Raw genomic sequence first — 12,446 nt, 5'->3', positions numbered from 1 at the left:
GTACTTAGTTAGTCAGCATTGGCTGCTGTAACAGCTGCTTGAACCCATTTATACCAGCTAGAATCTGTATCCTGATCCGATACTGCACCAATGTAGTTAACGTTTTCAAAGAATGAATCTGTTGCACTTAAATCAGTGGCCGTAACCGTTACTTCGCTAGCTGCTGTGTTAGTTGCAAAACCATTATCAGCAAGAAGCACTACGTCATCCGTTAGAATTTGATTAGCACCGCTATTTTCGAACCATGCTGTTTTGGTTTGACCTTCTAATGGTCCACTTGCAAAGGTATCTGTATCAGTAAAGTTTGCAGAGCACGCCATTACAGAACTTGTAAATGAAATTTTGTCAGCTTGCTTTTCGCCGTCACCAGAGAATTGAATACACTGTGTATTTGTCGCGTTTTTCTTAATAATAACAGCGTTGTAAATACTTGAATTGAACTGATCATCAAACTTGTATGCTTGTGAAGGGTCATCATCGCGTACAGAGTTGCCATCAGTCGTAATTACAGTGACGTTTGCAACAGTTGGGTTAGAAGGAGAAACTTGCTCAGAAGATGCACCTTTAACGCCATCAGATTCAAAGCCATTGTTACCCATGTTTACAACTGTGCCGTCGTTTAACGTTACAGTACCGTGCTGGATAAATAAGTATTGAGCTTTACCCTGCCAACCAGCATCAAAGTCAAATGAATCATCTTGCGTATCTGTTACTGCAACATGTTTAAGCGTTGTAGCACCACCAAAAATTTCGATACCATCATCAAAACCTTGGTGAATATGTAAATAATCAAACTCAGAACCAGAACCTACAGCATTAAGTGTTAAAGAGTTTAAATCGTCGCCTTCACCACCAACACGTGGACCCGAACCCGCATACCAAATTTTAGCCCATTTAATATTGCCACTAGAATCTGCATTATTGTTACCACCAAAGTAACTTGTAATACCTTCTGAAGCGACGTTACATGTAGCGCCACCGCGTTCTGCATCGGTACATTGGTCAGTAATGCCGTTACCATTAATAATAATACCGCCCCAGTCAGCGTAACGTGCACCTTCGCCAGCGGTATCAAAGCGGTCAAACGCATTCGCTGATGTAAATACAACAGGCTTGTCTTGCGTACCTACAGCTTGAATTTTTGCACCGCGTGCAACGCGTAAAATAGCTTCACCTGAACCAAAAGCTAACACCGCACCAGGCTCAACGGTCATCGTTGGACCATTCGCTGGAATTTCAAAACCATCAACCGTGCTGCCGTCTTCGCCAATTTGTAGGGCATCATCAAAAACGTGAACACCGCCGCCTGGCAATTCTTTAAACGTAATGTTATTTGTAATAGAGATCGTTTTACTAGCAAATGAGTCGTTATATAAACAGTCAATTCCGCTAACGACACCCGTTACCGTACCTGCATCTGATTCATAGCTTGCACACTCAGCGTCTTCATCAGCCGTTGAGCCCGCTGTATTATTTGAATTATTAACACTGTTATCTGTTGTAGAGCTGTTATCGTTTACAGTGGGTGTAATTTCGATATCGCCGCCACAGCCAGCTAGAGTCATTGCAGTTGCTACTAGGCTGACCTTGAATAAATCAGATAATTTCATTGTTCACTCCGTTAAAGTATTTAATTATTTTGTTAGCGTATTAAGTAAAAACTTAAGTCACTTTAAAGCACGATACTCATGCATTAAGGTGACTTGAGTTATCGAATGCAGGTAAGATACTGTAGTGATATGACAAAGTAGTTACAGTTTGATAACCGTAAGATGACAATGTTAACTTTCATAAAATCAATTGGTTACTTTTTATAGCAACAAAAAAACCGCCATGAGGCGGTTTGGTATTGCGATTATGAAACGGCTTTATAATTCCTACTTATACGTGTGCAGGAATTATTGAAATTTACAGTAGTGCTGTTCTGAGTGTTTCTGCGTGCACTTTTTCGCGCTTTACATATTTAATCCATTGCTGCGCTAAACGCTGTGATTTTTTATGTTTTTCGGCTTGTTCGAACGCTAAAATAGAGGCATCAAAATTTTGTAAGTTGTACTGAGCCATACCCAAGGCTACAAATGCATTTGATTCAAAATCAAGTGAGCCTTTATCAAGTGCTTTACGCGCTGCGTCGGCCGCTTCTTCATATTGCTCAGTATTAACATAGACTTCAGCTAAGCGTTGATCATACTTACCACTGGGTGATAAATCGGCTGCTTTTACAAAGTATTTTATTGATTTTTCGTCTTCTTTTGCTTGGATCATCGCCTCAGCTACAAAGGCATAGTTTTTAGCGTTTTGCTCTGCAATCCCTTTTTCAATCGCATCGCTCATAACGTCTGCGGCTTTAAATGCTAAGCCGTTATATAAATACACTTGCGCTAATTGGAGCAAATCAGACTTTGAGGTTAAAAAACCTTGCTGATAAGCCGCTTCAATTACGGCTAACTGTTGTTTTTCTTGCCCTGTTTCACCATACATACCCGATAACTGCACCCAATACTCAGGCTTGTTATAAAGCTTTACTAAGCGCTCAAGTACAGCAACTACTTTACCTGTTTGATTAAGTGAGTAGTACATGGCACGTTGTAGCACTAACCAATTCTCTTTAGGCGCTTTGCCTTCATTATCGCTCAGTGCAATAACCTGAGATATATACTCAAGTCCTTTCTCATAATCTTTTAACTGATAATAAGTTTGGGCTCTTAACAAGTAATAAGCTTCTGTTTTAGGCTTAGTGTTAATAGTGTCCCAGTCATCTAAAAATGCGATAACTTTAGTGTAATCACTATTAGCCATAGCCAGTTGCGCTAAACTAAAGGTAGTGCTTAAACGAAGTGACTCCGGAATGGCTTCCTCTGCTACGACCTTTTCAAACGAGGCAATGGCTTTTGGTAAATCGTTTTCGTTGTAATAAATAAAGCCATAAAAGTTATGCATCATTGCAATTTCGTACGAGTTCATACTTGATGCACGTTCTTGAATGCTATCAAGCGCTTCAAGGCCTGCTTTAACATCGCCATCGTCAGCCAGTTTTTGTGCACGTGCAAGCTGGCTGTAGACCTTTTCGCGAAGCGCTGGTACACGTTTTGTTTTTTGCTCTTGCTCTGCATGTGCCGTAGCTACATTTAGCCCTGGTATCAGGCTTAGAGCACTTGGTGTAACAATACTTGTACTCACTGCAGCGGTACAAAATAATGTGACTTTTAAAAATTTAGTTGTAGGGTTTAATTTCATAACTGATTTAATAAATAGTTTCATAATCGCCTCGCATTACTGTCCGTATACTTGTGGTTAGCTACTAGTTAACCACTAATTTGGAAAGATATTTTGTTCTGAACACCCGCTACTTCAACGGCATCACCGTTAACTACACGTGGTTTATATTTAAATTTAAGTGCTGCATCCATGGCCGCTCTGTCAAACAGTGACTCAGGCTCTGCTTTTATTACTTGTGGGTCGCGTACAGTGCCTTGTTTAGTTACTATAAATTCAACAATAACGTAGCCTTCGATACCTCGCGATAATGCACGGCGCGGATAAACAGGTGCCACTTTAACAATGGGTAAATACTCACCATCACTTGTTTCAAGTGCTAACCCGCCGGCTAAATTTACATCCGCATCAACGTTTGCACCAAAGTCAAAGTTGTTAGCATTAGCTGTAGCATCACTATTTTGCATTTGCGGTGATTCCATTGGTGGTGGCGGCTCTTTTGGTGTTGGTGGCTTTTGTGGCTTACGCTCTTTTTTTTGTACGGTTTCTTCTTTTTTCAAGCGAACAAAATCAAGTACGTTACCCTTTACCGGATCCGTCATAGCGCCTTCACCGCCAGTGATCAGTGCCTGCATGCCTAAAAACAACATAAAGGTCACTACACCAGCTATCACTAATGCAACTAAATATCGCAACATAACTAGCCCTTAAGACGCATCTTGTGCGGCAATTGATACATCAAATGCGCCCGCCGCGCGCGAGGCATCCATCACCTTTATTAACATTTCGGTAGTGGCTTTTTTATCCGCTTGAATCACAACGCTACCTTGTGGATTTTCTGCTTTTAAACGCTCGATATTGGCTTGTACTGCGCGTACATCAATTTGACGTTTATTAATCCAAATTTCACCTGTATCTGAAATCGCCACAAGGATATTTGCTCGCTCTTTTTTAACCGCTGTTGCGGCTTCTGGGCGGTTTACATCAATACCGGCTTCTTTAACAAAAGAGGCAGTTACAATAAAGAAAATAAGCATGATAAATACAACGTCTAGCATTGGAGTCATGTTTATTTCTTCAGCTTCATCTTCTTGAAATAGGTTTCCTAACGGGGCTCTCATTTTTATTCTCCTAGGATGAGCGACTTTATATAAGCCGCTTATCAAAATTTTGCTTAATGGTCTAAAACCATGCTGTCTTGTAGTAGTTCTACTTCGCGCTTAGCTTTTCGTTGTAAATACGTTGAGGCAAATACCCCAGATAACGCACCAACCATGCCTGCCATTGTCGGAATAGTTGCTTTAGATACCCCTGATGCCATTGAGCGCGCACTGCCTGTACCTGTTATTGCCATAACATCAAATACTTCTATCATTCCTGTTACGGTGCCTAACAAACCAAGTAACGGGCACAAGGCAACCATTACGTTAATCAAAGAAAGGTTTGTATTTAAGCGCATCCCTGCTCGCGATATTATTGCTTCGCGGATTTGCTCTGCGTTCCAACTATTACGTTCTGCGCGGTTAATCCAATCGGTTTTCACACCCTGTTTATAGCTTCGAAAACCGTTGAAAAAATAAATAAATCGCTCGAGTATCAATAACCACATCGCGAAGATTAACACCCCGATGACCAAGAGAACCTGGCCACCAGTGTCGAGAAAATCACGGATAGCATTGATTGAGTCAATCAATAGCACCATGGTTTATGCTCCCTTCTCGCTACGCTCTGCGATAATACCGGCGCTCTGCTCTTGAATAGTTAGCAAGATATTTTTAGCGCGCGTATTAAGTAAGGTGTATAAAAATACCGTCGGAATTGCCACAACCAAGCCAAGTACCGTTGTTACTAGTGCTTGAGAAATACCACCCGCCATAAGCTTAGGATCCCCAGTACCAAATAAGGTGATTGCTTGGAATGTATTGATCATGCCTGTTACCGTACCTAATAAACCTAACAGCGGTGCAACAACAGAGATGATTTTGATAAGTGTTAAATTACGCGTCACTTTTGGCATTTCACGTAAAATAGCTTCACTTAATTTAAGCTCAAGTGTGTCGTGTGAAACACTCGGAAATTGATCTTTTACTTTCATTACACGTCCAAGCGGATTGTCATCACGTGCAACTGTATCTTTAAGCTGACGACGAATTTTACCGCCCATAATCAATAATGAGAAAAAACGCTCTAGTGATATAAGGAGTGCAATAACACCCACACCTAAAATCACATAACCAACAGTGCCACCTTGATGAACACGTTCTTGTGTATCGGGTGCTTGAACTAATAAACCAAGAATAGAGCCGCCTGTTGGGTCAAGTGCGAATTGCACCACACCGCTTTTAGTACTTTGAAGATCGTCTGCCGTTGCGGTAAAGCGCGATACAGGTTGGCGAGTTAATTCGCTCAAAGAATTAGTCGAGGAATTAAACTCTAAGTACTTACCGTTTGATATAAGGTTAAATGCACCCACTCGCACAACTTCTTGCTGTGCTTTAGTACCGCCTTCAACAATGACACTTGCGTTAAAACGACTTACTTTGCCTTGCTCGGTCATTTCGCGCTGTAGTTCAAACCATACTTTTTCAATATCTTCTATTGAAGCAAGTTTTGAAGTTGAACCCATTTTTTGAGCAAGGTCATCCATAAACGTACTACGCCCAGCAATCTGGGAAGATATAATTGATGTCGCAAACTTATTACTAGAATCACCTGCTACTTGCTGTAACACGCCAAACAATTCTTTAAGGGAACCCATTCGTTTAGAAAGCGTGTCTGTTAAGTTAGCAAGTTTAACTTCGTTTTCTTCAAACTGCGTTTCTAAGCGCTCAGATTCCACCAGCATTTGATTACGCTTTGCTTGCGTATTTTTAAGCGTTTGTACTTGCTCGTTTTGACGAGCAGTAAACTCTTGTTCGCGCTGCTTATTTTGCTCGCTTTGAGCTGATTGACCATTTTCGAGCGTTTTAAGTAATGAATCTAGGTTCATTGGCTCTGCCGCTATACTTGCACCAGTAATGCTTAGGCTTGCAGCAAAAAGAGCTATTTTTGTCATTTGAGTAAACAATTTCATTTTTAACCTCTTATTCTGCTGCATGTACTGGCAGAGTTAACATATCTGGGGCAAGTTGCTTACGCGCAATACGTAAGCCTTTATTAATTTGGCTTATTGTAGAGTCTGGTAATGCTTCAAATGATTTTGTATCTGCATTCCAACTACCTGCTTTTTTACCATCGCGTGTTAAGTAAATAAGCTCTAAACGGCCAATGCGTAAAAAATCGACTTCACGCTCTTTGTCATCCACGTTTAAAAGTGCGGTATAGGCTTCAATAGTGCGCCCGTAGTCTACTTCTACTTGATAGGCTTCGAGTACACGGCGAAATTTTTCACTTGAATTGATATCTGCACGATTCATCATTTCATTTAAAGATGTAACACGCTTAGTGCGCTCATCAGCTAAAAATGGAATATCTAAAGATACAAACTGCTCAAGGCCTTCAATCATTCTAAGCATTAGCGGCGTAATTTGACGTTCAATAATAGAAACCTGATCCATAGACAGGTTTAAAGATTCCATCTCTTCTACTTGATTATTTAACTGTTTAGTTAGCTGAGCGTTGTAAACAGCTAAACCGTCAATTTCTTTATTGAGGGTTTTAAATTGTTGTAAACGTCCTTGCATTGAATCTGCAATCTTGTCTATTTTTGTTTGTGATTGCGCAGCTGATTTATTAATTTCACTGCTTTTATCAATAACCTTATCTAAATCGTTTGCGTGTACTGCTGCACTTGCGGCCACAATACCAGCTAAAATTAATGGTTTAACGCCTTTCATCGCATACACCTTTACTCGTTAGTTAGCGGATTTGCTAGTTTGTTTTTTTAGGTCATAAACTTTGTTATATAAATAATTTATGACTTAATAATTTCAATGAGCAGGAGTTTATAGATGAAACATGACAAGGATGTTGCGCAAAAAAGTCGCTTTTATGACAGTGGTAATAATTAAGACTTACGAGGGGGTTTTTAAGATGATAAGAGCATTTGTTAGCAAAATGCCTTATAAACAGGCTGAATTATTTTAAAATTGAATTAATTTGATTAAGGGAATAATGCCAATCAGTGTAATTTATTTCAATTGGGTATGCTTTATTACCTTTAATAAGCACTAGTGAGGGAAAACCTTGGATTGGTAGTGTACGAACAAAGGATAACTCAGCTTTAAATTCATCATTAAGCTCGCTTGACGTTAGCTGCGCGGTAAACTCATTTTTATCTAAGCCAATCTTTTCAGCCAAACTAATTAATGTACTTTCATCAGACGGGTTTTGCGCATTTAGGTAATAAGCATTTTGAATTGCAGCCACCATTTGGGCTTCTTTATCCGCTTTACGCGCTATAAGTGCGGCTCTACATGCGGGATACGTTGAACGCCTTGGCTGGCAATTACGCCAAAAGTTATAATTAAATTGCGTACCTAACTGCGCTGAAATTTTATGCCAAGTACCCTCAAGCATCTCTTTCATATTTTGTGGCATTGGGTCTTGGCTATCAGGTGCTAATCCACCTACTTTATATTCAATTGCTACTTTGCCAGCAAGCTCTGATTTTAGCTTAAGCCAGGTTGGTGAGTAACCCCAACACCAGCTACACATTGGGTCATGAACATATATTAATTTACTTTGAGACATATTAATCCTTCAACTAGTTCGAGACGACACTATTACGACCAGCAGCCTTTGCACTATAAAGAGCTTCATCAGCTTGTTTTAACGAATCATCATAATCAGTTACTTTATTTACTTGGGAAATACCAATACTACAGGTGATTGAAATACGCTGCTTGTCATCAGTAAATATAACGTGCCCTGCAACAGCCTCTCGAAATTTGTTTGCTATTACAGTGGCTGTAGCAACAGTAACCTGCGGTAAAATAACAACAAACTCCTCACCGCCATAACGGGCCTTTAGCGCAGTTGCCAAAAACTGAGATTCAAGGAGCTTGGTAAATTCAATCAATACCGTATCACCAAAATCGTGACCATGCGTATCGTTTAAAGATTTGAAGTTATCTAAATCAATTAACAAAATTGAAAAAGGTAAGTACTGCTCTGGGCGTGTTTGGGCAAGCTTTAAAAAATGAGAGGTAATGAAACGTCTGTTTGCTATACCAGTAAGGGGGTCGGTATAAGCATCTTGTTTTTGCTCTAGCGTAATATCGGCAATAGCCATGTGGCTTTTATGCCTAAAATACTCACCAATAAATGAGAATAAAAACACCATAGAAAAGGACGCTATAAATCGTGTTTTTTCTACGTCGCCATAGCTAACTTGACCAAAGTCAGGGCCGTATAAAATAACAATACAAGAAAACAGTAAAGTAAAACCTAACCAAGCACCTAATCTGACCCCTAAAGATGCAAACGTCACTACAGGATAAAACATTAGCCAATATAGCGCGGTGTTGTCTTTACCACCGGTATAAACAAGTGCAACAAACATCATGCACACAATGCTCATACTCATTAATGCCACTACTTGAAGATTACCCGTTCTTATAAAGTAAATAGAACAGCTTATATTTGTAATGTTAACGATAATTAATGAAGCAGTGAGTATCGGTGAGTAAACCTTATAATTCAAAAACACTAATACAGCAATCACCACAATTGATATCCCAATCATGGTAAATAAAGAAAACGCTTTGCGTTGCATGTCTGAGCTATAAACACTGTCGATATTTATTAGACTGAGCCAGTTTGGTTTATTTACATTTTTTTTAGTCATTAATTTTATACTTTAAACTTTTGAACCATATTTTCTAAGGCACTAAACTGTTGTTTTAGTTTGGTACATTCGTTAAGTGTGTCATTTAAGTTAGCCTTGCCTTGTATAGAAAGCGCGCTAATTGTTTGAATATCGGTATCTAATAACTTAACAACTTGGTTTTGCTCATCGGTTGCACTGGCCATAGACTGATTTGCATCGTTAATTTGCTTAATAGCTTGTATAACATGACTCATTAAATTGCCGACGGCATCTGCTTGTTGTACGCTTTTTTCACTGTCTTGAAGGCTTGTTTTCATAAGCTCTACAGCAAGGTTTGAGCCTTTTTGTAACTGGCTCACCGTGTCTTCAATTTCTTGCGTTGATTGTTGAGTGCGGTGTGCTAATTGGCGTACTTCATCTGCTACAACAGCAAAACCGCGTCCTGCCTCTCCTGCTCTAGCGGCTTCTATTGCAGCATTGAGTGCCAATAGATTAGTTTGCTCGCTTACACCTTTAATAACTTCAAGCACTTGCCCAATACTGGCTGTGTGCGTATTTAAACTGTTTATAGTTTGCTGAGCTTTCTCCATATTAGCCGAAAGCTGATGGATGGTTGCAACGCTGTGGCTTAATGCTTCTTGATTTTGTGTTGAGTGCTCATCTGCATTTTTAGCAAGCTGCGATGCACTCTCTGCATTATTTGAAATATCCATAGATGTAGCTGAAAACTGATTAATAGCCGCTGCCACGCTATCGGTACGCTTGCTTTGGTCATCATACATAGACAATGATGAATGTGTTTGTGATACCAAGCTCTCAATAACTGTATCTAATTGCTCTGTGGACTCTTTTACTTGCTCTATTGAATGCTGAATTTTTTCGATAAAAATATTAAATGAATGGCTTAAGTCGCCAAACTCATCATCATTTTCAACGGTTAAGCGCCTTGTTAAATCGCCTTCGCCTTGTGCTATATCTTTAATGGCATCGTTTAAACGGTTCATAGGCTGCATTAAATAGCGTAATAAAAGCTGCATCATAATAATGATAGTAATGATCCCTATCACCATAAAAACAGCCGCAGTTTGGCCAAAGTTAGAAACGCTGACATACGCTTTATCTTTATCTATAACAACACCTAGGTACCAATCTACGTTTTCAATACCACTAATTTTTGTAAACGAGATAAGCTTAGACTCTCCGTTTATCTCGTATTGGGTAAACTCACTTTGCAAGGGCGTATTAGTACCAAAAATGTCTGATGTATTTTTTAAGTTTAACTTAGCATTAGGATGGCTTAACACTTGACCTTTGTTATCGAGTAAAAAACCATAACCGAGACCTAAAAAATCAATATCGTTAATAATTTTAGTCACTGTTTGCATATCAATATCGGCACCTGCAACGCCGCTAAACTGGCCATTTTGTAGCATGGGTACTACCGCTGAAATTGTAAGCTCGTTAGTTGTTACATCAATATAGGGAGTTGTAAAAGCGGTATTTGATTTGTTTTCGACTAATTTATACCAAGGGCGAGAGGTCGCATCAAAATCAGCAGGTAAAACAACTGATTGATCGTTTAATATAAACGTGCCGCTGGATTTACCTATATACGTATTTTTAAAGCTTCCGGCAAGCTCTGCAGTATTTAATTGTGAAAGGGTGAGTGCTTTAGAATCATTAGCTTTATGGGTTTTAGCAATTGATATAACAATCGCCAACTTTGCATTTAACCAACTCGCTATATTTTGTGAAACAGATTCGGAATTTTGTTGTAATACAAGGCTTAACTGCAGCTCGGTTTGCTTGCGCATCGAAATGTAGTTATTAAAAGTAAATAACCCTAGCACCAAAACCAAAATTAAAGAGGCTGCAATAGTCACTTTGGAAGTAAATTTCAACGAGTTAAGCATATACATCCTTTTTATTATTTATCTCTATTATCCATACAGTTTTAGCAAAAATTTAGCTAAATGTCCTAATAAATAAGGCTTGTGACTAGGTTATTAGATAAAAATAAGGATAAAGGATTAAAAAACAAAAGGCTGTAGGGGGTAACTGACTAATATTGAAATAAATTGCGACTCGTATTAATTGCTTATGGAACGTTCCTATTAAATGTAGCTTTATAAGTGACTGAATACGTATTCAGTCACTCTTGTATAGTCTGTTATTTCCACTTATTTGCTAAGCGAACAACATTTAATCCGTACCATGCAATAAATACATAACAGAGCATCGGAACAAAAAAGCTTTGCTGTATATTTACTGTATCGGCTATAAAGCCTTGAAGTAATGGTACAAGTGCACCGCCTACAATAGCTAAGCATAACCAACCAGAACCTTTACTGGTCAACGATCCTAGTCGCTCAATAGCAACTGAGAATATAGTCGGGAACATAATTGAGTTAAATAAACCAATTGCCAATACTGAGTATAAAGCGACGTCACCTTGAGTAAAAATAGTGATCAGCAATAGCGCAATAATACTAAATGCATTAAACGCTATAGCTTTAGAAGGTGCTATCTTTTGTAATAATACAGAGCCAATAAAACGTCCTACCATTGCCCCGCCCCAGTAATAACTAATAAGTGCAGCCGCAGTATGCTCTTCAAGTCCTGCTATGTGCGCCTCACCAAAATAGTTAACTAAAAAGCTGCCAATGGCAACCTCCCCACCTACATAACAAAATATAGCAAGTACACCCATAGTTAAGTGAGGTGCTTGAGTTAATGAACGAGATTCTACTGCAGCATTATTTTCCTCTTTATGGGCTTCAATTTCTGGAAGCTTTATAAAGGCAAATATAATAGCGATAAGTAATAAGGCACCAGCGAGCATTAAATAAGGCACTTTTACAGACTCAGCAGTTGCTGCAGAAGCAGCTAGGCTACCTGCTGTACCAAAAAATAATAAACCACCTACATAAGGCCCAACGGTAGTACCAAGCGCATTAAGTGCTTGTGCCAAATTTAAACGAGAAGAAGCTGTTTTTTCGCTCCCAAGAGCTGCAACATAAGGATTGGCAGAAACCTGAAGCACCGTTACACCAGCGGCAAGTACAAATAAAGCACCTAAAAATAGCCAATATTCATGTACCACTACTGCAGGGTAGAACAACATACACCCGATTGAAGCCACAATTAAACCGGTTAAAATCCCTTTTTTATAACCAAACTGCTTAACTAAAATACCCGCAGGGATAGAAACAATAAAATAAGCCCCAAAAAAGCAAAACTGTACTAGCATCGCTTCAAAAAAGCTTAAATCAAATACGCCTTTTAAGCGTGGTATTAGTACATCGTTTAAAACAGTAATAAAACCCCATAAAAAAAATAGGGTCGTCATTGCAGTCAGTGGAAACAGATAATTTTTATTTGACTGTTCGTTGACCGCGAATGATTGATTTGTATTTATTTCACTCACGTCGTTTTCACTCCATTAACAAGTTGAAAACGA

At 39.1% G+C, this 12,446-nt stretch carries 11 protein-coding genes; all 11 read right to left on the bottom strand.

Annotated elements, in window-relative coordinates:
• Positions 1-8 precede the first annotated feature (8 nt).
• Entirely contained in the window at positions 9-1,610 is a 1,602-nt protein-coding gene (locus I6F45_RS05545) for a hypothetical protein (protein WP_197118986.1), read from the bottom strand.
• A 298-nt stretch (positions 1,611-1,908) separates the two neighbouring features.
• Positions 1,909-3,237 (bottom strand): tetratricopeptide repeat protein, encoded by a 1,329-nt coding sequence (locus I6F45_RS05540; protein ID WP_197159969.1) that lies wholly within the window; start codon positions 3,235-3,237, stop codon positions 1,909-1,911.
• A 68-nt stretch (positions 3,238-3,305) separates the two neighbouring features.
• Positions 3,306-3,911 (bottom strand): energy transducer TonB, encoded by a 606-nt coding sequence (locus I6F45_RS05535; protein ID WP_197159968.1) that lies wholly within the window; start codon positions 3,909-3,911, stop codon positions 3,306-3,308.
• Positions 3,912-3,923: 12 nt separating this feature from the next.
• Positions 3,924-4,337 (bottom strand): ExbD/TolR family protein, encoded by a 414-nt coding sequence (locus I6F45_RS05530; protein WP_004334764.1) that lies wholly within the window; start codon positions 4,335-4,337, stop codon positions 3,924-3,926.
• Positions 4,338-4,390: 53 nt separating this feature from the next.
• A complete protein-coding gene (locus tag I6F45_RS05525) occupies positions 4,391-4,918 on the bottom strand; it encodes a MotA/TolQ/ExbB proton channel family protein (RefSeq protein ID WP_166420857.1) in 528 nt (175 codons plus the stop codon).
• A gap of 3 nt (positions 4,919-4,921) precedes the next feature.
• Positions 4,922-6,289, bottom strand: coding sequence for a MotA/TolQ/ExbB proton channel family protein (locus I6F45_RS05520; RefSeq protein WP_197159907.1), 1,368 nt, complete (start codon positions 6,287-6,289; stop codon positions 4,922-4,924).
• Between the two features lie 10 nt (positions 6,290-6,299).
• A complete protein-coding gene (locus tag I6F45_RS05515; RefSeq protein ID WP_008169959.1) occupies positions 6,300-7,052 on the bottom strand; it encodes a DUF3450 domain-containing protein in 753 nt (250 codons plus the stop codon).
• Between the two features lie 241 nt (positions 7,053-7,293).
• On the bottom strand, positions 7,294-7,908 hold the full coding sequence (locus I6F45_RS05510; protein WP_197159906.1) for a DsbA family protein: 615 nt from the start codon (positions 7,906-7,908) through the stop codon (positions 7,294-7,296).
• Between the two features lie 13 nt (positions 7,909-7,921).
• Positions 7,922-9,004: a GGDEF domain-containing protein gene (locus I6F45_RS05505; RefSeq protein WP_197159904.1), complete on the bottom strand. Its 1,083-nt coding sequence runs from the start codon at positions 9,002-9,004 to the stop codon at positions 7,922-7,924.
• 5 nt (positions 9,005-9,009) lie between these two features.
• The gene (locus I6F45_RS05500) at positions 9,010-10,899 is read right to left on the bottom strand and encodes a methyl-accepting chemotaxis protein (protein WP_197159902.1); all 1,890 of its coding nucleotides are present in this window, start codon (positions 10,897-10,899) and stop codon (positions 9,010-9,012) included.
• A 257-nt stretch (positions 10,900-11,156) separates the two neighbouring features.
• Positions 11,157-12,413, bottom strand: coding sequence for a sugar MFS transporter (locus I6F45_RS05495; protein WP_197159900.1), 1,257 nt, complete (start codon positions 12,411-12,413; stop codon positions 11,157-11,159).
• Between the last annotated feature and the right edge of the window lie 33 nt (positions 12,414-12,446).

Origin of the sequence: Pseudoalteromonas sp. SWYJZ19, from assembly GCF_015864375.1 — a bacterium.
Taxonomy (GTDB): Bacteria; Pseudomonadota; Gammaproteobacteria; order Enterobacterales; family Alteromonadaceae; genus Pseudoalteromonas; species Pseudoalteromonas arctica.
The sequence above is the reverse complement of the archived record's forward strand: the minus strand, read 5'-3'. Positions and strand labels throughout refer to the sequence as shown.